Here is a 21,163-nt window from a genome sequence, read left to right as displayed (position 1 = left end):
GTGCCCGAACCGGACCATCGAATTTCAGCCGACGCCCGAGGTGCGTCGGCAAAGCTATTTTCTGATTTTCGTTTGTAACCTTGAAGGAGTAGTACATGAGCAAGAAGTACAACGTCCTGATCCTCGGAGCCTCCTACGGTTCCCTGTTGGGGGTCAAAATGGCCATGGCCGGTCACTCGGTCAAACTGGTCTGCCTGCCGGCCGAAGCCGAGCTGATCAACGCCGAAGGCTCCATCGTGCGCATGCCGATGCGTGGTCGTGAAGGCCTCGTCGAGATCGACTCGAAGAAGCTGCCGGGCAAGATCTCTGCCGACGTGCCGAGCGCCATCAACCCGTCCGAGTACGACCTGGTCGGTCTGGCCATGCAAGAGCCGCAGTACCGTTCGCCGGGCGTGCGCGAGCTGCTGGGTGAGATCGCCAAGGCCGGCGTGCCGTGCATGTCGATCATGAACATGCCGCCGCTGCCGTTCATCGCCCGTATCCCGGGTATCGACGCCAACCTGCTGCGCGACTGCTATGCCGACGCTACCGTGTGGGACGTCATCGATCCGAAGCTGATGACCCTGTGCAGCCCGGACCCGCAGGCTTTCCGTCCGCCCGAAGAAAAGGTCAACGTGCTGCAGGTTCGTCTGCCGACGAACTTCAAGTGCGCTCCGTTCGAGAACGACGCTCACACCCAGATCGTTCGCGATCTCGACGCTGACATCGCCGCTGCCCGTCTGGACTACAACGGTGAGAAGCTGGAGCTGCCGGTCAAGCTCAAGGCCAACGAGTCGATCTACGTGCCGCTGGCCAAGTGGGCCATGCTGCTCGCCGGTAACTACCGTTGCGTCATGAAAGACGGCGTTCGCCCGATCAAGGAAGCTGTGCATGGCGACATCGAAGCCTCGCGCGCGATCTACGAGTGGGTGATGGACGTTTGCGTGGCGCTCGGCGCCAACCGTGACGACCTCGTGCCGTTCCAGAAGTACGCTGACGCCGCCCAGTCGCTGGGTAGCCCGTCGTCGGCTGCCCGTGCGCTCGCCGCCGGTGCGACCAACATCGAGCGTGTCGACCGCGTGGTGCAACTGCTGGCCGCCCAGAAAGGCATGAAGAACGCCGCTGTCGACGAAATCGTCGCCACGGTGGACGGCTGGCTCGAAGCCAACCGCAAGAAAGCCGCCTGATCGGTTTTCAGGAAAAGAAAAGCCGCGCCTTCGGGCGCGGCTTTTTTCGTTTACGGCGCAGGTTTCAGTCGCCGAAAGCGTAGTCGATGGTCAGCGGTGCGTGGTCGGAGAAACGCTCGTCCTTGTAGATCGACGCGGCCTTCACGCCAGCGGCGATACCGGGGGTGGTGAGCTGGTAGTCGAGTCGCCATCCCACGTTGTTGGCCCAGGCCTGTCCGCGATTGGACCACCAGGTGTAGGCCTCGGCCGTGGTGTCCGGGTGCAGGCGGCGGTAGACGTCGACCCAGCCGAGTTCGTCGAGCACGCGCGTGAGCCAGGCGCGCTCCTCGGGCAGGAATCCGGAGTTCTTCTGGTTGGAGCGCCAGTTTTTCAGATCAATTTCCTTGTGCGCGATGTTCCAGTCGCCGCACAGAACGACTTCGCGCCCGCATTTGGCGAGCTCGGCGAGATGGCGGAAGAACTTCTCCATGAAGGCAAACTTGGCCTCCTGGCGGACATCTCCGCTGGAGCCGGATGGCACGTACACCGAGATCACCGAGAGATTGCCGCACACCAGCTCAAGGTAGCGGCCTTCGGCGTCGATCTCGGGCACACCGAGGCCTTCGATGACCTGATCGGGCTGCCGCCGTGAATAAATGCCGACGCCGCTGTAGCCCTTCTTCTCGGCGTAGTGAAAGTAGCCGTAGTATTCCCCCGGGTTGAGCATTTCCGTCGTTATGTCGGGCGCCTGCGCCTTGAGTTCCTGCAGGCACACGAAGTCCGCTTCTTGCTGCGGCAGCCAGTCGAAAAAGCCCTTGCGCTGGGCCGATCGGATGCCGTTGAGGTTGGCTGTGATGACGCGTAACATGCTTCGGGTTACCTTGCTGATTGGCCGGACATGGATTTTAGCCGCGATTTCATCGCACTCGCCTGTGACAAGGGCGTGTTGCGTTTCGGTTCCTTCATTACCAAGGCGGGGCGTGACTCCCCGTACTTCTTCAATGCCGGTCTCTTCAACGACGGCGAATCCTTTCGTGCACTGTGTGGTTTCTATGCGCGCGCCATTCGCGAGTCCGGCGTGCCGTGCGACATGCTGTTCGGCCCGGCCTACAAGGGCATTCCGTTGGTTGCCGGCGTAGCCATTCGTCTCGCGGAAGAAGGTGTGAACCTGCCCTTTGCCTTCAACCGCAAGGAAGCCAAGGATCATGGCGAGGGCGGCACGCTGGTCGGCGCGCCTTTGTCGGGCCGTGTGTTGATTCTCGACGACGTGATTTCGGCCGGTACCTCGGTACGTGAATCCGTGAACATCATCCGCGCGGCCGGGGCTGAGCCCGCCGGTGTGGTGATTGCGCTGGACCGCATGGAGCGGGGCAGCACCCATCAATCCGCCGTACAGGAAGTCAGTGCCACTTTCGGTATTCCGGTGGTGGCCGTGGCGACCCTGGAAGACCTCATCGGCTATCTGTCCGGCAGTGCCGATCTGGTTGCCAATCTTGAGGCGGTGCAGGGCTATCGGGATCGTTATGGCGTCGACGTGGCTGCCTAGAGTGGTGTGTCTTCTTGTCGGGCTGCTGCCGTCGCTGGCCGCTGCCAACAAGGGCAATATCTATTGCTGTCAGGGTGCAAACGGGCAGTCAATCTGCGCCGACGTGCTGCCGCACGCATGCTACGGGCGCGAGTATCGCGAGATTTCCCCGCGCGGAACGGTACTGCGGGTGGTGGCGGCGCCGCTTACGCGCGAAGAGCGGGCCCGCATCGAGGCTGAAAAGCAGCGCGAGGCGGAGCTGGAGGCCGAGCGCGAAATACAGCGGCGCACGGATACCGCGCTGCTCGATACGTACGGCGGGCTGGACGACATCGACGCGCGTGAAGCCAGGTCCCTGGCCGACATCGATACGATGATCAACGACATCCGCAAGCGCCTGACGGAGCTGGACGAGGAGGAGACCAAGCTCGATCAGTTGATCGCCTCGCTTCGGCCGGATCAGGTCACCCACCGTCACCGTCTGGCGCGCACCGACATCGACAACGAGCGCGGCATCTACCAGCGTCTGCTGCAAGGCAAGCTCAAGGAGCGGGAGGCCGTGCAGGAACGCTTTGCGCGCGACCGGCGACGCTACGCCGAGCTGCTGGCCGAGAAGCGCAAGCGCTGACCTTGCCCTAGAGCAGTACCCGCTCGATCCCGCCCTGATTGATGCGTTGCACGTACTCGGGCATCCATTGCTCGCCAAGGGTGTGCTTGGCGATCTCGACCACGATGTAGTCCGCATCCACCTTGCCATCGTCGGCATAGCGCGACAGGCCCTGCAGGCAGCTCGGGCAGGACGTCAGCACCTTCACCGGCATCGCGTTGTCCCCGTCACGCAAGGCGGCGGCACCCTTCTCGATTTCTTCCTGCTTGCGGAAACGCACTTGCGTCGAGATGTCGGCGCGTGAAGCGGCCAGCGTGCCGGATTCGCCGCAACAGCGGTCATTCAGATCCACGCGCGTACCCATCAGCTCGTTGGCTACCTTGATGCCGGAGTACTGCTTCATCGGTGTGTGGCAGGGCTCGTGGTACATGTAGCGCGTGCCTTCGATGCCTTCGAGCTTCACGCCCTTTTCCATCAGGTACTCGTGGATGTCGAGCAATCGGCAGCCCGGGAAGATCTGCTCGAACTGATACTTCATGAGCTGATCCATGCAGGTGCCGCAGGACACGATCACGGTCTTGATGTCGAGGTAGTTCAGCGTGTTGGCGACGCGGTGGAACAGCACGCGGTTGTCGGTGGTGATCTGCAGACCCTTGTCCTCGAAGCCGGCCGAGGTCTGCGGATAGCCGCAGCACAGGTAGCCAGGCGGCAGCACCGTGGTGGTGCCGACGTGATACAGCATGGCCTGGGTGGCCAAGCCGACCTGGCTGAACAGGCGCTCGGAGCCGCAGCCGGGGAAGTAGAACACGGCCTCGGAGTCGTCGCGCTTGATCTGCGGGTTGCGGATGACCGGGATGACCTTGTCGTCCTCGATGTCGAGCAGCGCGCGGCTGGTGCGTTTGGGCAGGTTGCCCGGCATCGGCTTGTTGATGAAGTGGATCACCTGGGCCTTGATGGACGCCTTGCCGAGCGTAGCCGGCGGCGCCTTGACCTGTGCCTGGATCAAGCCCAGTGACTTGCCGATGCGGTGACCCAGGCGCTGTGCGGCGTAACCCCACTCGATCATGCCCTTGCGGATCAGCTTGATCGTCGCAGGATCCTTAGCGGTGAGGAAGGCCATCGCAGCCTTGGTGCCGGGGTTGAACGATTTCTTACCCTGCTTGCGCAGCAGGTTGCGCATCTTGATGGATACGTCGCCGAAGTCGATGTCCACCGGACAGGGCTTCTCGCACTTGTGGCAGACCGTGCAGTGGTCGCCCACGTCTTCGAACTCGGCCCAGTGGGCGAGTGAGACGCCGCGACGGGTCTGCTCCTCGTAGAGCATGGCCTCGATCAGCAGCGAAGTGCTGAGGATCTTGTTGCGCGGGCTGTACAGCAGGTTGGCGCGCGGCACGTGGGTCGAGCACACCGGCTTGCACTTGCCGCAGCGCAGGCAGTCCTTGATGTCGCGCGCGATTTCGCCGATCTCGGTCTGCTCCATGATCAGCGACTCATGCCCCATCAGGCTGAAGCTGGGGGTGTAGGCCAGATCGAGGTTGGCGCTGGACTCGCCGTCGCGCATCAGTTTGCCGCGGTTGAAGTGACCTTTCGGGTCGACCTTCTTCTTGTACGCCCAGAAGCCGGCCATCTCGTCGTCGGTGAGATAGTCGAGCTTGGTGATGCCGATGCCGTGTTCGCCCGAGATCACGCCGTCGAGTGCGCGCGCAATCGCCATGATGCGATCGACCGTGCGGTTGGCCGTGGTCAGCATCTCGTAGTGATCCGAGTTCACCGGGATGTTGGTGTGCACGTTGCCGTCACCGGCGTGCATGTGCAGCGCCACGAACACCCGGCCGCGCAGCACCTCGCGGTGTACTGCCTTGATCTGCTCGCGCACCGGGTCGAACACCACGCCGTCAAAGATCTTGTCCAGGCGCGGCTGGAGCTCGGTCTTCCACGAGATGCGGATGGAGTAGTCCTGCAGGCGGTGGAACAGCACCGGGTCGGCAGCGCGGTTGGTGAATTCGGTGGCGGCAATGCCCAGGCCCGAGAAGGCCGGCTCGGCCTCGGCCAGCGGCGTATCGAGGTTGTCGAGCAGCCACTGCCAGCGTGCGCGGATCTCGGCGATGGTGTCGAGCGCGGCCTGCCGGCAGTCGCCGATCAGCGCTTCCTTGTCTAGGTCGGAATCGCCGCGGTTGAGCGGCAGGTCGCCGGCCACGCACTCGGCCAGCGCATCGCACAGCGCCAGCTTGTTGGCCGTCGACAGCTCGATGTTGATGCGCTCGATGGCGTCGCAATAGTCGCCCATGCGATTGAGCGGAATCACCACGTCTTCGTTGATCTTGAAGGCGTTGGTGTGTTTCGAGATCGCGGCAGTGCGCGAGCGGTCGAGCCAGAAGCGCTTGCGCTGCTCGTCCGAGGCGGCGATGAAGCCTTCGGCGCCGCGCGAATTGCACATGCGCACGACTTCCGAGGCGGCCCCCATCACGGCCTTCTCGTCGTGGCCGACGATGTCGCCGACCAGCACCATCTTGGGCCGGCCATGACGCTTGGCCTTGGTCGAGTAGCCGACCGCCTTCACATAACGCTCGTCCAGATGCTCCAGACCGGCCAGTTGCACACCGGCGGCATGGCCTTCGCCGCCGGGCTTGAAGTAGTCGGTGATCTCGACGATGGATGGCACGGCCTCGCGTACCTGCCCGAAAAATTCCAGGCACACCGTGCGCGTATGCGGCGGCATCTTGTGCAGCACCCAGCGGGCCGCGACGATCAGCCCGTCCGTGCCTTCCTTCTGCACGCCCGGCACGCCGCCGAGAAACTTGTCGGTGACGTCCTTGCCAAGCCCGGTCTTGCGACAGCTCGCGCCGGGCATCGTGATGACTTCCTCGGCGAGCTGCTTGCGGCCTGTGGGGTCGAAGCGGCGCAGGCGGAACTCGACCGTTTCCTGCTCGTGGATCTTGCCGAGATTGTGGTTGAGGCGTTCGACTTCCAGCCAGTCGCCGTCCGGCGTGACCATTTTCCACCAGGCCAGGTTGTCGAGCGCGGTACCCCACAGCACGGCCTTCTTGCCGCCGGCGTTCATGGCGATGTTGCCGCCGATACAGGAGGCTTCGGCAGAAGTCGGGTCGACTGCGAACACTCGTCCGGCGGCACCTGCGGCTTCGGCCACGCGGGCGGTGACGACGCCGGCGCCGGTGCGGATGGTTGGCACCGGAGTGGCGAGTCCAGGCAGCAGCGACTCTTCCACCGCGCCAAGATCGATCAGTTTCTCGGTGTTGATGACCACGGACTTGGCGTCCAGCGGGATCGCACCGCCGGTATAGCCCGTGCCGCCGCCGCGCGGAATGATGGTCAGGCCGAGCTCGATACAGTCGCGCACCAGCGGCGCCATTTCCTCTTCGGTGTCCGGGTAGAGCACCACGAAGGGGTACTCGACGCGCCAGTCGGTGGCATCGGTAACGTGCGAGACGCGCGCATGGCCGTCGAAGCAGATGTTGTCACGCCGGGTGTGGCGTGCCAGCGTCTTTTCGACGCGCTTGCGCAGCGCGCCGGTGTCTTCGAAAAACCGGGCGAAGCCGCTTACGGCCGTCTCTGCCGCATTGACCAGCATGGCCACGCGGGCCGAGCGCTCGGGGTCTTCGGCGGCGCTTTCCTGGCGACGTTTCTCGACTTCGCGCAGGCGGTGGTGCATGGCACCGATCAGCGCCTCACGCCGATCACGGTTCGCCAGCAGGTCATCCTGCAGGTAGGGGTTGCGCTGCACCACCCAGATGTCGCCGAGCACTTCGTACAGCATGCGTGCCGAGCGGCCGGTGATGCGCTCTGCGCGCAGGCTGTCCAGCGCTTCCCATGCGTTGGCGCCGAGCAGGCGGATCACGATCTCGCGGTCGGAAAACGAGGTGTAGTTGTACGGAATTTCGCGCAGGCGCTGGGTCATGGTGGGTGCGGGCTTGAAACTGCAGAGCAGGGGGCAATTGTAACGTACTGCGCTGCATCAAGCGCCGGAAACAAAGCCATGAGGCGTGCAGGGTATTGATTTGCATGAAAAAAGCGGCGCACCTCAATGGGCGCGCCGCTTTGCTTCGTGCGGCGCTTGATCAGTGGATCTCGAAGTCGACTAGATTGGCCTCGCCTTCGCCGGCCGGGAAGCCCAGGCCGATGCGGCCGTGCAGCGGCAGTTCGGCTTCTTCGCCCTTGAGGAAGATTGCGCTGCCGCTGGCCGGCGCCACCCATGAGCCGTTGCTGCTGTGGTCGACCAGCGCGAAGCGGTCGTCCCGGAAGTCGATGCGGGCATGGCGGCGCGAGGCGCGCGGGTCGTCCAGTACCAGATCGTTGTCCGGCTCGCGCCCCAGCATCAGGCTCGGGTGCTGCGCATCGACGTAGAGCGTGCGGCCCTGATGCCGCACGCGCAGCCGCGGCGGGCGGCGCTCGTTGCTCTCGGCGGTTCCGGCCAGAGCGGCGTGCCGCAACAGCGCGAGCAGGCCATCGCCCAGCGCGGGGTCTTCCACAGCCTTGGCGCGAGCAAACTGACGGGTGGAGGAACTGATCAGCGACGCTGCCGCCGCGCTGACCAGCGCTTCGGCAGGCCGGGCCAGGCTTGCCAGACGGGCAAGTTCAGTGTTTGCCGCAGCACCGTCGGCCGCGACGTGGATGGCCGCCCGGACGCCGAAGCGGGCGCCGCTCGACGGCGGCAGTTGATACACCCGTTCGATCATCTCGCAGGCGGCCAGCGCGGCTGCATCCGCCGACGCGAACAGGGCACAGAGATCGTCGCCCGAGCTGCCCTGGGGCGTGCCGCCGTGGGCCTCCAGCGCGAGCTTCATGCGGTTGCGCGCGCGGTCGAGCGCGTGTCGGGTGGCGGACGCGGCGGCCGAGGCAACCGGTGAAGGTCCGCCGAGAAGCTGAGCCATCAGGATGCAGGTAGGCATAGCGGTGTCCATGATCGTGGGTTCTTGAGGGGCTGGTCGCCACGCCTGCTGCGGCCGACTCCATGATGTTCAAATATTTCCAGACTCGCAACGTGATTTTTCATCGCGTTACGAGTTGTGTTGTCCGGCCACGATCTGCAGGCCGCCGAAGGGCGTCTTCGGCAACTCCGGCGGGTCGAAGGCAGTATCGCCTTCGGCGACCACGGTGGCGTTCGTCAGGCCCCGGAAGTCAAACAGCTCGGCGTCCATCAGATGGGACGGCACGGCCTGGCGCATGGCGGTGAAGATCGACTCGATACGTCCCGGATGTTCCCGTGCCCAGCCTTGCAGCATGGCCTTGATCTGGCGGCGTTGGGCGTTCTCCTGCGAACCGCAGAGATTGCACGGAATGATCGGGAATTCCATCGTGCGCGCAAAGCGCGCGATGTCCGCTTCGGTGCAGTACGCCAGCGGCCGGATCACCACATGTTCGCCGTCGTCGCTGACCAGTTTCGGGGGCATGGCTTTGAGTCGCCCGCCGAAGAAGAGGTTCAGGAAAAAGGTCTCGAGAATGTCGTCGCGGTGGTGGCCCAGCGCGATCCTGGTCGCGCCCAGTTCACGCGCCGTGCGGTAGATGATGCCGCGGCGCAGGCGTGAGCACAGCGAACAGGTGGTCTTGCCCTCGGGAATCTTGTCCTTGACGATGGAGTAGGTGTCTTCGCTGACGATGCGGTATTCGACGCCGATGGACTCGAAGTAGGCCGGCAGGATGTCAGCCGGGAAGCCGGGCTGCTTCTGGTCGAGGTTCATCGCGATGATGCGGAAATCGACCGGCGCGCGTTCGCGCAGCGCGAGCAGGCACGACAGCAAGGTGTACGAGTCCTTCCCGCCCGAGATGCACACCATCACGGTGTCGCCGTTGCCGATCATGTCGAAGTCGCCGATGGCCTCGCCGACCCCGCGCTCAAGCTTCTTCTTGAGCCGCAGAAAGGTGTTCGAGAATCGGTTCTCTCCGACGCCGATGGCGCCTTCGGGTGCGTTCACAGCAAGTCCTCCGTCAGACCGGGAATTATACGCCCGGGGTCTTCAGGTGGGCGCTGCGTCCGCCGTCCACGGCAAGGATCTGGCCGGTCACATACGGCGCATCGAGCAGCAGGTAACGCACCGCGCCGGCAATGTCCTCGGGGCGCCCTTCGTGCCCGAGCAGGGTGTCGGCCACGATGGCGTCGCGCTCTTGCGCCGGAAACTGCCCGTCGTCGGGCCACTCGATGGGGCCGGGCGATACGCCGTTGACGCGCACCTGCGGCGCCAGCTCCACCGCCAGCGCGCGCGTCATGCCGAGCAGCCCGGCCTTGGCCGTGCAGTACAGCGCATAGCCGGCCAGCGGCCGTTCGGCGTGGATGTCGATGATGTTGACGATGGCGCCGCCGGCCGTGCGCAGCGCAGGTGTCAGCGCCTGGCTCAGGAACAGCGGCCCCCTCAGGTTGGAGCCGATCAGATCGTTCCAGGCTGCGTCGTCGATGCTGCCGAGCGCGGTCGGGAAAAAGCTCGACGCGTTGTTGACCAGTCCGTCGATCCGGCCGAAGGCCGCCAGGGCATCGGCCGCGATGCGCTCCGGTTCGCCGGCATGCGCCAGGTTGCCGCGCACGCAGGTGGCTGAGCCCGGACGGGCGGTGTTGAGTTCGGCGGCCAGGGCTTCGGCGGCCCCGGCGGCGCTGCGATAGTGCAGGACGATGCGCGCGCCGGCACCATGCAACGCACGTGCGATGGCCGCGCCGACGCGTCGTGCGGAGCCGGTGACGAGGATCACGGGGGACGGGTTCATGTCGAAGCTCCGGCAGAGGGAAGCGTGGCCAGCCATGTGAGGATGCGCTGCGCGGGGCGTTCCCATTCGGGTTCGAGCATCAACGCGTGACCGAAGCCGGGCAGGATTTCGGCCGGCGTGTCGAACGCCCGACCGGTCGCCTTGACCTCGTCCGGCGAAATCAGGCGGTCGTGTTCAGCCCCGAGAATCAGCATCGGCACGCGATGCATGTCACGCGTGCGCGGCAGGTCGAAGGCCGTCATGTCCCAGATGGCGCGCGCCGATTCGGGCTGGCAGCGAGCGACGTAGCTCGCCAGTCGGGCCTCGTCGAGAGCCTGGTGGAACAGTGCTTCGCGCACATGGTCGATTGCCGGCTCGCGTCCGGCGAGCATGGCGTTCAGCGTGATCAGCAGGCTCGGCTGCTGCAGCAGCATGCGCATGGCAGAAGGGCCGAGCCCATGGGGCGGCACGGCGCACAGCAGTGCGGCACCCGGCACGGAGGTGTGTTCGAGCACCTTCTGCACGACCAGCCCACCCATCGAGTGGCCGATCAGCACGGGTGCCGTGGGCAACTCGGCCAGGGTGTTGAGGACATCGTCGACGTAGTCGGCCAGCTTCAGGCTGTCCAGCTCTTCGCGCCCCTCGCTCTTGCCGTGGCCGGACAGCGACAAGGCGTGCGCGGTGTAGCCATGCGCTGCGAAGAAGGGCAGGAAGTGCTCGTCCCAGCACCAGGCGCCGGTGTAGGCGCCATGCACGAACAGCAGCGGTGGCTGGCCGGTTGCTGCGTTTGGTGCGCGCACGAGGTGTTCGAGCTGACGTGCGCCCATGTCAGCCCGGCACCGCCATGCCGCGCACGACGGCCGGGCGAGCGCCGATGGCGTCATACCAGCGCTTCACGTTGGGGAAGTCAGCGAGATCAACCTTTTGCCATTCGTGGCGCGCGATCCAGGGGTAGGTGGCGATGTCGGCAATCGTGTACTGGTCCGCCGCAAGCCATTCATGCCCGGCCAGCCGGCGGTCGAGCACGCCATAGAGGCGGCGTGTCTCGGCCGAATAGCGCTTTCTCGCGTAGGGTACGTCTTCGGGCGCGAAACGCAGGAAGTGGTGGGCCTGGCCCATCATCGGGCCGACCGAAGCCATCTGCATCATCAGCCATTCCAGTGTCTGGTGACGCCCACGTGCATCGGCCGGCAGCAGCTTGCCGGTTTTCTCAGCCAGATAGAGCAGGATCGCGCCGGATTCAAACAGCGAGATCGGCTGGCCATCGGGCCCGTCGGTGTCGACGATGGCCGGAATCTTGTTGTTCGGGCTGATGGCGAGGAAGTCCGGCGCAAACTGCTCGTCGCGCGTGATGTTGATGGTCTTCACGGCATAGGGCAGGTCCAGCTCTTCAAGTGCAATCGAGACCTTGCGGCCGTTCGGGGTGCTCCAGGTGTACAGCGTGATCATGGCGTCCTTCCGGGTTGGCGGGTTACGGTGCTTCGAGGTCTAATGCGGGATGTTGAAATGGCTGATCGTCATCCTTGTCATCGTGCTCGTCACCGGCTTGTTCCGCGCGACGCTGGCGCGCCATCTGCGTCTTGGCCAGCTGCCCGGTGACGTGCACCTGAAGTTCCGCGGCAAACCCTATCATTTTCCGTTTACCACGACGGTGCTGCTGTCGGGCATAGCGCTGCTGTTGCTCTGGTCGATCTAGCCTGAAATGGCCGCAATGCGTGCTGCGCGCACGTGCTGCGGAATTTCACGCTTGTCACTGCAGGCGGCGGCAATCGCGCCGGCATCCACGCCGGCAGCGGCCCGCAGCGCGGTGCGCCATGTGTCGGTTTCGAATCCCGCGTCGCTGTCGTGGGCCGTGTCGAGCAGCGCTGCGAAACGCTCCGGTCGGCGCAGCGCGTCGCAACGCACCAGCAGGTCGAGCGCCGTTTCGGGCTCGGCTGCCTCGGTCTGCAAGGCTGCGGACTCGCGCGCCAGCATCACGGCCAGATCGCGCGCCTCGTTCGGGACCTTGAGGCGCTCCGATACCTCGCGCGCGGTGTCTGCATCAAACGGCTGCAGCACCAGTGCCCAGCGCTGCTCGAGCGGGGCGCTTCGGGCGACGCTGCGCTGCAGGCGCGCGTACAGCGCGTCACGTCCGGCTTGCGGTTGGACGTCGAGTTCAGGCAGCAGGCGTGCCAAGGCGCCGCTCTCGCGCAGAACCTCGAACATGCGCTGCGGGTGATCTTCCATCAGCCCGCGGGCCACTTCCTGCCATACGCGTTCGGCGACCAGGTGTTCGACCTCGCCGGCGGTGACGATGTCGCGCATCAGCGCCATGGTTTCGGGCGCCACTGCAAACGCATCAAAACGGGCTGCGAAGCGCGCCACGCGCAGGATGCGCAGCGGGTCTTCGGCGAAGGCCGGGCTGACGTGGCGCAGGATGCGCGCCTCCAGATCGCGCCGGCCTCCGAAGGGGTCGGTGATGGTGCCCGTTTCATCCCGCGCCATGGCGTTGATGGTCAGGTCGCGGCGTGCGAGGTCTTCTTCCAGCGTGACGTCCGGCGAGGTGTGGAAGGTGAAGCCCTTGTAGCCCGGCGCAGTCTTGCGCTCGGTGCGCGCCAGCGCGTATTCCTCATGGGTGTCCGGGTGCAGGAACACCGGAAAGTCCTTGCCGACCGGACGATAGCCGGCGGCCGCCATATCCTGCGGGGTGGCGCCGACCACCACCCAGTCGCGGTCGCGCACCGGCAGGCCGAGCAAGGCGTCGCGCACGGCGCCGCCGACGATGTAGGCCCGCATCAGTGCGTGTCGCCGGCGAGATAGCCGGGAGCAATGTCTTCGAGCGCAGTCGGGGTCAGACCGAAGGGGAGCGGAGGCCCGGCGGTGACGTTGTCACGGCGCAGCGAGCGCACGTTGTCGCGGCTCATCGGCGGCTTGGGCAGCAGCTCCATGCCTGCCGCCTGCAGCATCGCCAGCGGTTCGGGCAGGCCGAACACCAGCCGGCGGCGGCCGGTGAGCTGACACACATAGCGCACCAGATCGGCCAGCGTGTAGGTGCTCGGGCCGGCCAGGTCAAAGCACTGGTGTGCGCTCGCGGTGTCATCAATGCAGCGCGCAACCACCTCGGCTACGTCGCCGACGAATACCGGCTGGAAGCGCGTACCGGCGCCGGCCAGCGGCAGCACTGGAATGAACCTGGTCAGCTGCGCGAACAGGTTGAGAAAGCTGTCGCCGGGCCCGAATACCACCGACGGACGCAGGATGGTCGACAGCGGCGGCGCGGCCCCGTCCTGGATGACGTCTTCACCGGCAGCCTTGGAGCGTTGGTATTCCGAGGGGCCATAGCGGTCTGCGCCCAGCGCACTGACGTGGATCAGCCGCGCCGTGCCAGCCTGATGGCAGGCGGCAACGAGCGAGCGTGGCAGCGCAACGTGGGCGCGCTCGAAGTCAGGGCCCCACGGTGAGCCGGACTTCGAGTGCAGCACGCCGACGAGGTTGATGGCCGCCTGCGTGCCTTCAGCCAGACGCTGCAGCGTGGCCGGCTCATGGATGTCGGCCGTGACGATCTCGACACCGGGAAGACCGCTCAGATGCGCAGCGCGAGCTGCGTCCCGCGTCGGGATGACCAGTTGCGTACCGGGGCCGGCCAGTCGGCGCACGATGGCGCTGCCGAGAAAGCCGCTGCCGCCGGTGATCAGGATGCGTCGTGATTGCATGGCAGCCTCAGGGGTTGGGTACAACGGCCGGCGGAATGATGCCCAGCCGTTCGCGCAGCGACTGCGGGCGACCTTCGAGCAGCGCGGCGTACACGACCTTGTTCACGAGTACCTTCTGGACGTAGTCCCTGGTTTCGTCGATCGGGATGGTGGCTACATAGATCGCCCCTTCGATCGGTCTTTCCCCGCGCCAGCGTTGCGCGCGGTTGGGCCCCGCATTGTAGCCGGCGGAAGCCAGCACCGGATGTTGCTCCAGATCGTTGAGAATCATGCGCATGTAGCTGGTGCCGAGCAGCACGTTGGTTTCCGGGTCGTTGAGCATGCGGGGGGTGTAGCCCTTGAGCCCGATCTGCCGCGCGACCAGTCGCCCCGTTTCGGGCATGACCTGCATCAGGCCACGTGCGCCGGCACCCGAGCGGGCCGGGATGTTGAAGCGGCTTTCCTGTCGCATCAGGCCGTAGATCCAGGCCAGATCGACCTGTTGTTGGAGCGCTTGCGGTTCGATCAGCTCGCGGAAAGGCGTCAGGAAGCGGATCTCGAAGTTAGTGCCGGCGTCGGCCAGTTCGGCGGTGTTGATGGCGCGGTCGAGCAGACCGTGGTCGAGCGCCACATGGGCGGCAGCGACCATGAAGTCGCGGCTCTTGCCGCGCAGCGCGTGAATCCATTCGCGCACGGCCTCGGTGTCCAGGCCCAGGCGGTAGAGGGTCAGTGCTGCGTGGATGCCGGAGTCCGCCGCTGCACGCGACTTGTCGGCCGGGCTGATGGCATCGCGTGTGCCGTTCAGGGCAAAGCGCCGTCCCAGTTCCTCGGCGGCCAGCATCGGGTAGAAGCCGTGACCGTCCGCGATCTGGCGGAACAGGCGCTCGGCCGCCGGCCGGTCGCCTTGCGCAGTGCGGGCGCGGGCGCGCCAGAACACCCATTCGGTCGCAGTCTGTTCGGAAGCGTGCAGGCGGTCGATGCTGTGTTCGACCAGCGGCCAGTCTTCGGCGCGCAGCGCGGCACGCACGCGCCACTCGCGCTGTACGGCACTCATCGGTACATCTGCGGCGGCGGCATACCATTCGTTGGTCAGTGGCAGGCGAGACAGCGCGCCCATGTAGCCCAGCACGGAGTACATCCACTTGCGCTCTTCGACGTTGAAGTTCTCGAAGCGCCGCAGAAAGCGCACGTGCGCGGGCGGTACGTCGTTGCGTGCCAGACGCACCAGCGAGGCCAGCGCCATCTCGCGGCCGGCACGGGTCTTGGCGAAGTCGCTCGGCAAGCGGTCGAAGTAGTCGGCCGGATGCGACAGGGCACGGCCGAAGGGGCGTGGATCAACGTTGAGCCATTGCAGCGTGCGGCGTGCGGTCTCGGGCTGGCGGCTGTCGATCTGACGCCGGAAGCGCCACCATGCGTCGTCTTCTCCGACCCGGCCTTTCTGGACGGCGGCCTCGAACACCGGGTCGCAGGCCGGGTGGTTCTGCGTGAGGCTGGCAAAGACCTGTGCAGCCTCGTCGAGCACCGCCGTGTCGCCCAGCGCGAGCCGGGCCTGCCAGGCCAGACAGTGCAGCTCTTCGTCCTTGTCGGTGTGTTGGGCGAATACGCTCAGATAGCCGGACCAGTCGCCGTCCTTGGCCAACCGGCGCAGCCACTGTGCGCGCAGGCGAGTAGCCGGTACGGTGTCGGGGTAGCTGGCAAGCCAGGCCGCGATGTCGGCACGCGGCGCCGGATCGGGACGCGCCAGCCGGTTCAGCAGCAGCCAGTATTCGACGTAGTGATCCAGCGGGTGGCGTGAATCGGAAACGGCGGCGAGGCGTTCGAGGGTGATGCGATCGCCGGTTCGCAGTGCGTCGCGCGCCGCTAGAATGCGGCTGTCTCCGGGCAGGGTTTGCGCAATCGAGACGCCGCAGACAGTCAGGAGGGTGAGGCCGATGAGGATGTGTTTCATGTTTCCACTATTGCTGTCGGAACGAGGCCAGGGGCGAGGGGCCGCACATGCATGAACCGTGTTCCGCAGATGACATCGTAGCGCGCCGCCGGGCGTTGCGGAGTGCGGCCTTGAGTGCGCGTGAGGCCCTCACCGTGACGGCTCGCAATGCGCTGAGCCATCGCTTGCAGGGTCATCTCAAGCGCCTGCTGGACCAGCTTGCGCCGCGCATTCTGGGGTTTTGCTGGCCGTTTCGGGCCGAGCCGGATCTGCGCCATTTCGTTGCCGACTGGCTCACCGCGGATGATGCGCGTCGTGCCGCCTTGCCTGTGGTGCTGGACCGCGCTGCGCCGCTGGTGTTCCGCCGCTGGTTGCCGGGCATGGAATTGCAGCCCGACCGGCATGGCATTCCGCACCCGCCCGCCGGCGAGTCGCTGCTGCCCGACGTTGTGCTCGTGCCCCTCAATGCCTTTGATGCCGGCGGGTTCCGGCTGGGCTATGGCGGCGGCTACTTTGATCGCACGCTGGAAGTGCTGCCTGCGCGCGCAGTTGGCGTCGGCTTCGAACTCGGGCGTGTCGACAGCGTGCTGCCGCAGCCGCACGACCGCCCGATGGACTGGATCGTGACCGAGGCCGGGGTGTTTCAGCCCAGAAACAGCTTGTAGGCCGGGTTGGCGGTTTCGTCGGTGTACTCGTAGCCCAGGCGGTGAAGAAACTCGTTGAACGCGGCCTGATCCCCCGGGGGGACCTGCATGCCGACCAGCACGCGGCCGAAGTCGGCGCCGTGGTTGCGGTAGTGAAACAGGCTGATGTTCCAGTCCGAATGCAGTTGCGTCAGGAAATTCATCAGCGCGCCGGGGCGCTCCGGGAAGATGAAACGGTAGAGCAGCTCGTTGTCGGCGCGCGGCGCGCGCCCGCCCACCATGTAGCGGATGTGGCTTTTGGCCATTTCGTCGTCGGTGAGATCAATGGCGGGCAGCTCGTGACGTGCCAGCAGCTCGATGATGCGGCCGGCCTCGGCACGGTTGTGCACGTTCACGCCGACGAAGATGTGGGCGCGCGCAGGGTCGTCATAGCGGTAGTTGAACTCGGTGATGTTGCGCTTGCCGAGCAGGCCGCAGAACTTGCGGAAAGAGCCTGGTTTCTCCGGGATCGTGACCGCCAGGATGGCCTCGCGCTGTTCGCCCAGCTCGGCGCGCTCCGCGACGAAGCGCAGGCGGTCGAAGTTCATGTTGGCGCCCGAGGCGAGCGCCACCAGTGTCTTGTCTCGCAGCTTGTGGCGCTTGATGTATTCCTTGGCGCCGGCTACGGCCAGCGCGCCGGCCGGTTCGAGGATCGAGCGGGTGTCCTCGAAGACGTCCTTGATGGCGGCGCAGATCGCGTCGTTGTCGACGACGATCATCTCATCCACGTATTCCTGGCACAGGCGGAAGGTCTCGGCGCCGACCAGCTTGACCGCCGCGCCATCGGCGAACAGGCCGACCTGATCCAGCTCGACGCGCTTGCCGGCGGCGAGCGATTGGGTCATGGCTTCGGAATCCTCGGCCTCGACGCCGATGATCAGCGTTTCCGGGCGCAGCCGTTTCACGTAGGCCGCGATGCCGGAGATCAGCCCGCCGCCACCGACGCAACAGAAGATGGCGTGGATGGGCTTGGGGTGGGCGCGCAGGATCTCCATGCCGATGGTGCCCTGGCCGGCGATTACGTCCGGGTCATCAAAGGGGTGCACGAAGGTCAGCCGCTCCTCCTTCTCGAGCTGCTTGGCGTGGGCGAAAGCCTCGGTAAAGGAGTCACCTTCGAGTACCACTTCGCCGCCGCGCGAACGCACGGCGTCGATCTTGATCTGCGGGGTGGAGGTCGGCATGACGATGACGGCACGTGTGCCGAGCCTGGCCGCGGACATGGCCACACCCTGCGCGTGGTTGCCGGCCGAGGCGCAGATCACGCCGCGCTTGAGCGCCGCCGGCGAGAGATTGGCCATCTTGTTGTAGGCGCCGCGAATCTTGAAGCTGAACACCGGCTGCATGTCCTCGCGCTTGAGCAGCAGCGAATTTCCGAGGCGGGCCGAGAGATTGTCGGCACGCTCAAGCGGGGTCTCGATGGCAACGTCGTAGACGTGCGCATTGAGGATTTTTTCGAGGTAATCCGGCGGGTTCTTCATGGGGGCGGGCAGCTAGGGTGTGGTGGCGCGAAGCGGTCGAGCGTAGCAGTGCGCATGCCGTCGCGGCAAGCTGCGTGTCAGCCCGGGTCGGCCTTGTCGGGGTCGGTTTCCATGATGCGCTGGTGGCGCGCAATGAACTCGGCCGTGGCGTCGATGCCGCGCAGCTTGAGGATGGTCGAGCGTACGGCCGCTTCAAGCAGCACGGCCAGGTTGCGCCCGGCCGCCACCGGCAGCACGCTGCGCGGAATCGGCACGCCCAGCACGTCCTGCGTTTCGAGGTTGAGCGGCAGGCGCTCGGGGTCGTGCCCCGTGACGCGCCGCTCCAGATGCACGATCAGACGCAGGCGCATTCTGCGACGGGCGGCGGTCTCGCCGAAGATGGTGCGGATGTTGAGAATGCCCAGCCCGCGCACTTCGAGAAAGTCCTGCAGCAGCTCCGGGCAGCGGCCTTCGAGTACCGACGGGGCAATGCGCGAAAACTCGGTGATGTCGTCGGCAACCAGGCCGTGACCGCGCGAGATCAGCTCCAGTGCGAGCTCCGATTTGCCGGTGCCGGAGTCGCCTGTGATCAACACGCCGATGCCCAGCACGTCCATGAACACGCCATGCAGTGACACCCGCTCGGCCAGCTCGCGTGCGATGTGACTGCGCAGCACGTCGATGACGCGCACGGACGGTTCCGGGGTGGTGAAGAGGGCGACATCGTGGGTGCGGCACAGGTCGCGAACGAGCGCGGGCAGTTCGCAGCCATCGGCCACAACAACTGCCGGCGGGCGTGCCGCGAAGACGTCCTGGAAGTGCTGCGTGATGCGATCGAGAGGCTGTTTTCGCGCCCAGGCCTGCTCGGCGCTGCCGATGACCTGCAGCCGTTCGGGGTGAATCAGATTGAGATGGCCGACCAGATCGGCAGCCCAGCTGCCGGGTTCGGTGACCGCGACCGGCCGATCCAGCGCGCCGGTGGCGTGGGAGAGTTGAAGCGCCTCGCCCTGGGCCTCAAACAGCTGCGCGACGCTGATCTGCCGCATGCGGTTCCCAGCCGGTGAACAGTGCGTGGATGGTGGCGCTGTCGGACGCGTCCTGCAGCTGGTCGCGGAAACCGGCGTCACTGAACATCTGCGCCAGTTCGGACAACAGTTGCAGGTGTTGCTCGTTGGCCTGCTCGGGCACCAGCAGCACAAACAGCATGCCCACCGGGCGGCTGTCCGGAGCGTCGAACTGGACGGGCTCGGACAGGCGGATGAAGGCACCAGCGGCTTTCTTCAGGCCCTTGATACGTCCGTGCGGAATCGCGATGCCCTGGCCGAGGCCGGTGGAACCGAGGCGTTCGCGCGCAAACAGGCTGTCGAACACGTCGCTGCGGCCAATGCCCTGGTTGTTCTCGAACAACAGGCCGGCCTGTTCGAATACGCGCTTCTTGCTGCTCGCTTCGAGGTCGATGACGACGTTTTCGGTGGGGAGAAGTTCGGCGATCAGACTCATTTCAGGACTTGCCGCGGGTCGCCGCACAGGATGCGGAGCGCGCGGATGGGCTGGGTTGCGGGGAGTGCGCCGGGCACCGGATGAAGGGCGCGATTATAAACACTCCCCGCGGTAAGTACAGGAACTATTGTGCGCTGCAGCGAGGGATTATTCCTCTTCGGCAGCGGCCTGATGCTTGAGTGCATCGTGGCCGTGATCCTGCACTTTCTGCTTGTGCTTGATGACCTGACGGTCGAGTTTGTCGGCCATGGCATCGATGGCGGCGTACAGGTCGGCGTCCTCGGCTTCGACGAAAAGGTCTTTGCCGCGGACGTGCAGCGTGACCTCGGCCTTCTGTACCAGCTTCTCGACGGAGAGGATGACGTTGATGCTGGTGACGTTGTCGAAGTGCCGGATGACGCGATCGATCTTGCCCGTGACGTGGTCGCGGATGGCCGGGGTGACTTCAACGTGATGTCCGGTGATGTTCAGATTCATGATCGCTCCTCGCGTCGTGAGTGGGGTCAGATCGACTTTCGTTGACTGACGGGTGGAATGTTCAGCGATTCGCGGTACTTGGCGATCGTACGGCGGGCAACGACGATGCCCTGTTGCCCGAGCAGATCCGTGATGCGCGAATCGGAGAGGGGTTTCTTCTTGTCCTCGGCCTCGACCAGCTGGCGGATCAGGGCGCGTATCGCGGTCGACGATGCAGCTCCGCCGGTATCCGTGGAAACATGGCTGCCGAAGAAGTATTTCAGTTCGAACACGCCGCGTGGCGTGGACATGTACTTCTGCGTGGTCACCCGCGAGATGGTCGACTCGTGCAGTTCGAGCTCGTCCGCGATCTCTCGCAGGGTCAGCGGCCGCATTGCCACGTCTCCATATTCAAAGAACTGGCGCTGCTGGTCAACGATTGCCTGCGATACGCGCAGGATGGTGTCGAAGCGCTGCTGCACGTTCTTGATCAGCCAGCGCGCTTCCTGCAGCTGTCCCGCCAGTGCGCCGGCCGATCCGCGGTTTTGTTGCAGGATGCTGGCGTAGAGCTGATTTACGCGCAGTTTCGGCATGGCTTCGCCGTTGAGACTGGCGACCCATCGGTTGCGCAGCTTGCGCACCACCACGTCGGGCACGATGTAGCCGGTGTCGTCGGCGCCGTACTGCAGGCCGGGATGCGGGTTGAGGCTGCAGATCAGTGCCTGCGCCTCGCGCAGTGCGTCCTCGCTGCAGCCGGTGGCGCGGCGGATGCGCACGAAGTTGCGCTCGGCCAGCAATTCGAGGTGTTCGCGCACGATGATCAGGGCAAGGTCGCGCGTTGCGCTGGCCGGCAGCGCGCGCAGTTGAAGCGCCAGACATTCGGACGGCGTGCGCGCCGCGATGCCGGCCGGCTCCAGGCTCTGCACCTGATTCAAGGCAATCTGCAGGTCGTCGAGTTCGATCTCGAAGTCTTCGGGGATGACTTCGATGAGCTCTTCCAGCGACTGGTGCAGGTAACCGTCGTCGTCCAGCGCCTCGATGATGAAGCGTGCCAGCAGGCGGTCGCGGTCACTCATCGGCGACAGGCTGATCTGGCTGTTGAGGTGGTCGCGCAGGCTGATCGAGGCGGCCTGGATGTCCTGGTAGTCGCGGTCGTCCTCGTCGTCACGGCTGCGCGAGCCGCCGCTGCCCCAGTCGCCCGAGGCTTCGGCGAAATCCATCGGCGAGCTGTCGGTTTCGGGGGCGTCTCGCTCGGCCGCTTCCTGCGGGGTGTCGGCGCTGGTCGTGGTTTCGCCGGAGACTTCGCCGCGCGGCGGAGGCGGTGGCGTCTCGTCGCCGTCTTCGCGTTCGAGCAGCGGATTGTCGGCGAGGAAGCGTTCGATCTCCTGATTCAGCTCGATCGTCGACAGTTGCAGCAGCTTGATTGACTGCTGCAACTGCGGTGTCAGCGTGAGGGACTGAGAGAGCTTGAGCTGGAGGGATTGCTTCATCTTGCTGCCGGC

At 65.4% G+C, this 21,163-nt stretch carries 20 protein-coding genes; 5 read left to right on the top strand and 15 right to left on the bottom strand.

Translation table 11 applies throughout. The features are described from left to right. The first annotated feature begins 95 nt into the window (after positions 1-95). Positions 96-1,166, top strand: coding sequence for a hypothetical protein (locus tag AC6H0R_RS14385; RefSeq protein ID WP_497582057.1), 1,071 nt, complete (start codon positions 96-98; stop codon positions 1,164-1,166). 64 nt (positions 1,167-1,230) lie between these two features. Here the strand turns inward: AC6H0R_RS14385 and AC6H0R_RS14380 are convergent, their stop codons facing one another. Then, positions 1,231-2,013 (bottom strand): exodeoxyribonuclease III, encoded by a 783-nt coding sequence (locus AC6H0R_RS14380; protein WP_497582056.1) that lies wholly within the window; start codon positions 2,011-2,013, stop codon positions 1,231-1,233. Between the two features lie 30 nt (positions 2,014-2,043). Between AC6H0R_RS14380 and pyrE the strand changes: the two genes are divergently transcribed. Beyond that, a complete protein-coding gene (gene pyrE, locus AC6H0R_RS14375; protein ID WP_497582055.1) occupies positions 2,044-2,691 on the top strand; it encodes an orotate phosphoribosyltransferase in 648 nt (215 codons plus the stop codon). A gap of 1 nt (position 2,692) precedes the next feature. Beyond that, positions 2,693-3,298 carry a hypothetical protein gene (locus AC6H0R_RS14370; protein ID WP_497582054.1) on the top strand — a complete coding sequence of 202 codons (606 nt, stop codon included), beginning with the start codon at positions 2,693-2,695 and terminating at the stop codon, positions 3,296-3,298. A 7-nt stretch (positions 3,299-3,305) separates the two neighbouring features. Here AC6H0R_RS14370 and AC6H0R_RS14365 read toward each other — a convergent pair whose 3' ends face one another. From AC6H0R_RS14365 to AC6H0R_RS14340, 6 genes are all read right to left on the bottom strand, one after another. After that, positions 3,306-7,193 carry a DUF3683 domain-containing protein gene (locus AC6H0R_RS14365; RefSeq protein WP_497582053.1) on the bottom strand — a complete coding sequence of 1,296 codons (3,888 nt, stop codon included), beginning with the start codon at positions 7,191-7,193 and terminating at the stop codon, positions 3,306-3,308. 160 nt (positions 7,194-7,353) lie between these two features. Next, entirely contained in the window at positions 7,354-8,196 is an 843-nt protein-coding gene (locus AC6H0R_RS14360) for an FHA domain-containing protein (protein WP_497582052.1), read from the bottom strand. Positions 8,197-8,292: 96 nt separating this feature from the next. Continuing rightward, positions 8,293-9,207: a tRNA 2-thiocytidine(32) synthetase TtcA gene (gene ttcA, locus AC6H0R_RS14355; RefSeq protein WP_497582051.1), complete on the bottom strand. Its 915-nt coding sequence runs from the start codon at positions 9,205-9,207 to the stop codon at positions 8,293-8,295. Positions 9,208-9,232: 25 nt separating this feature from the next. Then, on the bottom strand, positions 9,233-9,988 hold the full coding sequence (locus AC6H0R_RS14350; protein ID WP_497582050.1) for a pteridine reductase: 756 nt from the start codon (positions 9,986-9,988) through the stop codon (positions 9,233-9,235). After that, on the bottom strand, positions 9,985-10,794 hold the full coding sequence (locus tag AC6H0R_RS14345) for an alpha/beta hydrolase (RefSeq protein WP_497582049.1): 810 nt from the start codon (positions 10,792-10,794) through the stop codon (positions 9,985-9,987). Before AC6H0R_RS14345 ends, AC6H0R_RS14350 begins: the two co-directional genes overlap by 4 nt. A gap of 1 nt (position 10,795) precedes the next feature. After that, positions 10,796-11,416: a glutathione S-transferase family protein gene (locus tag AC6H0R_RS14340; protein WP_497582048.1), complete on the bottom strand. Its 621-nt coding sequence runs from the start codon at positions 11,414-11,416 to the stop codon at positions 10,796-10,798. Between the two features lie 49 nt (positions 11,417-11,465). Here AC6H0R_RS14340 and AC6H0R_RS14335 point away from each other — a divergent pair, with 49 nt between their 5' ends. Then, on the top strand, positions 11,466-11,663 hold the full coding sequence (locus tag AC6H0R_RS14335) for a DUF2905 family protein (RefSeq protein ID WP_497582047.1): 198 nt from the start codon (positions 11,466-11,468) through the stop codon (positions 11,661-11,663). On the opposite strand, the gene AC6H0R_RS14330 is transcribed toward AC6H0R_RS14335, so the two are convergent. Genes AC6H0R_RS14330 through AC6H0R_RS14320 form a run of 3 tightly spaced genes read right to left on the bottom strand, consistent with a single transcriptional unit; the run spans position 11,660 to position 15,586 of the window. After that, positions 11,660-12,742, bottom strand: coding sequence for a tRNA nucleotidyltransferase/poly(A) polymerase-related protein (locus tag AC6H0R_RS14330; protein WP_497582046.1), 1,083 nt, complete (start codon positions 12,740-12,742; stop codon positions 11,660-11,662). The genes AC6H0R_RS14335 and AC6H0R_RS14330 overlap by 4 nt on opposite strands. Next, positions 12,742-13,659 carry a complex I NDUFA9 subunit family protein gene (locus AC6H0R_RS14325; protein WP_497582045.1) on the bottom strand — a complete coding sequence of 306 codons (918 nt, stop codon included), beginning with the start codon at positions 13,657-13,659 and terminating at the stop codon, positions 12,742-12,744. The genes AC6H0R_RS14330 and AC6H0R_RS14325 overlap by 1 nt, the downstream gene beginning before the upstream one ends. Positions 13,660-13,666: 7 nt before the next feature. Then, a complete protein-coding gene (locus tag AC6H0R_RS14320) occupies positions 13,667-15,586 on the bottom strand; it encodes a lytic transglycosylase domain-containing protein (RefSeq protein ID WP_497582044.1) in 1,920 nt (639 codons plus the stop codon). A 47-nt stretch (positions 15,587-15,633) separates the two neighbouring features. On the opposite strand from AC6H0R_RS14320, the gene AC6H0R_RS14315 reads away from it, so the two are divergent. Continuing rightward, the gene (locus AC6H0R_RS14315; RefSeq protein WP_497582043.1) at positions 15,634-16,230 is read left to right on the top strand and encodes a 5-formyltetrahydrofolate cyclo-ligase; all 597 of its coding nucleotides are present in this window, start codon (positions 15,634-15,636) and stop codon (positions 16,228-16,230) included. Here AC6H0R_RS14315 and ilvA read toward each other — a convergent pair. The 5 genes from ilvA to AC6H0R_RS14290 form a co-directional block, all read right to left on the bottom strand. Continuing rightward, a complete protein-coding gene (gene ilvA, locus AC6H0R_RS14310; RefSeq protein WP_497582042.1) occupies positions 16,209-17,726 on the bottom strand; it encodes a threonine ammonia-lyase, biosynthetic in 1,518 nt (505 codons plus the stop codon). The two genes, AC6H0R_RS14315 and ilvA, sit on opposite strands and share 22 nt — an antisense overlap. Positions 17,727-17,803: 77 nt before the next feature. Continuing rightward, complete coding sequence (hprK, locus tag AC6H0R_RS14305) at positions 17,804-18,751, bottom strand: HPr(Ser) kinase/phosphatase (protein WP_497582041.1); 948 nt, start codon at positions 18,749-18,751, stop codon at positions 17,804-17,806. Next, on the bottom strand, positions 18,720-19,205 hold the full coding sequence (ptsN, locus tag AC6H0R_RS14300; RefSeq protein ID WP_497582040.1) for a PTS IIA-like nitrogen regulatory protein PtsN: 486 nt from the start codon (positions 19,203-19,205) through the stop codon (positions 18,720-18,722). The genes hprK and ptsN overlap by 32 nt, the downstream gene beginning before the upstream one ends. A gap of 147 nt (positions 19,206-19,352) precedes the next feature. Further along, on the bottom strand, positions 19,353-19,682 hold the full coding sequence (hpf, locus tag AC6H0R_RS14295) for a ribosome hibernation-promoting factor, HPF/YfiA family (protein WP_497582039.1): 330 nt from the start codon (positions 19,680-19,682) through the stop codon (positions 19,353-19,355). 26 nt (positions 19,683-19,708) lie between these two features. Next, entirely contained in the window at positions 19,709-21,151 is a 1,443-nt protein-coding gene (locus AC6H0R_RS14290; RefSeq protein WP_497582038.1) for an RNA polymerase factor sigma-54, read from the bottom strand. Positions 21,152-21,163 lie beyond the last annotated feature (12 nt).

The sequence above is a fragment of the Pseudazoarcus sp. NS36 genome (assembly GCF_059703705.1).
The sequence above is the reverse complement of the archived record's forward strand: the minus strand, read 5'-3'. Positions and strand labels throughout refer to the sequence as shown.

Bases quoted from the DNA above. Each gene is read 5' to 3' on its own strand.
- AC6H0R_RS14345 (WP_497582049.1), bottom strand. From the start codon at position 10,794: ATGGGCGCACGTCAGCTCGAACACCTCGTGCGCGCACCAAACGCAGCA.
- AC6H0R_RS14290 (WP_497582038.1), bottom strand. From the start codon at position 21,151: ATGAAGCAATCCCTCCAGCTCAAGCTCTCTCAGTCCCTCACGCTGACA.
- AC6H0R_RS14365 (WP_497582053.1), bottom strand. From the start codon at position 7,193: ATGACCCAGCGCCTGCGCGAAATTCCGTACAACTACACCTCGTTTTCC.
- hpf (WP_497582039.1), bottom strand. From the start codon at position 19,682: ATGAATCTGAACATCACCGGACATCACGTTGAAGTCACCCCGGCCATC.
- AC6H0R_RS14335 (WP_497582047.1), top strand. From the start codon at position 11,466: ATGTTGAAATGGCTGATCGTCATCCTTGTCATCGTGCTCGTCACCGGC.
- AC6H0R_RS14385 (WP_497582057.1), top strand. From the start codon at position 96: ATGAGCAAGAAGTACAACGTCCTGATCCTCGGAGCCTCCTACGGTTCC.
- AC6H0R_RS14350 (WP_497582050.1), bottom strand. From the start codon at position 9,988: ATGAACCCGTCCCCCGTGATCCTCGTCACCGGCTCCGCACGACGCGTC.
- AC6H0R_RS14325 (WP_497582045.1), bottom strand. From the start codon at position 13,659: ATGCAATCACGACGCATCCTGATCACCGGCGGCAGCGGCTTTCTCGGC.
- ilvA (WP_497582042.1), bottom strand. From the start codon at position 17,726: ATGAAGAACCCGCCGGATTACCTCGAAAAAATCCTCAATGCGCACGTC.
- AC6H0R_RS14315 (WP_497582043.1), top strand. From the start codon at position 15,634: ATGCATGAACCGTGTTCCGCAGATGACATCGTAGCGCGCCGCCGGGCG.
- hprK (WP_497582041.1), bottom strand. From the start codon at position 18,751: ATGCGGCAGATCAGCGTCGCGCAGCTGTTTGAGGCCCAGGGCGAGGCG.
- AC6H0R_RS14360 (WP_497582052.1), bottom strand. From the start codon at position 8,196: ATGGACACCGCTATGCCTACCTGCATCCTGATGGCTCAGCTTCTCGGC.
- AC6H0R_RS14380 (WP_497582056.1), bottom strand. From the start codon at position 2,013: ATGTTACGCGTCATCACAGCCAACCTCAACGGCATCCGATCGGCCCAG.
- pyrE (WP_497582055.1), top strand. From the start codon at position 2,044: ATGGATTTTAGCCGCGATTTCATCGCACTCGCCTGTGACAAGGGCGTG.
- AC6H0R_RS14340 (WP_497582048.1), bottom strand. From the start codon at position 11,416: ATGATCACGCTGTACACCTGGAGCACCCCGAACGGCCGCAAGGTCTCG.
- AC6H0R_RS14330 (WP_497582046.1), bottom strand. From the start codon at position 12,742: ATGCGGGCCTACATCGTCGGCGGCGCCGTGCGCGACGCCTTGCTCGGC.
- ptsN (WP_497582040.1), bottom strand. From the start codon at position 19,205: ATGAGTCTGATCGCCGAACTTCTCCCCACCGAAAACGTCGTCATCGAC.
- AC6H0R_RS14320 (WP_497582044.1), bottom strand. From the start codon at position 15,586: ATGAAACACATCCTCATCGGCCTCACCCTCCTGACTGTCTGCGGCGTC.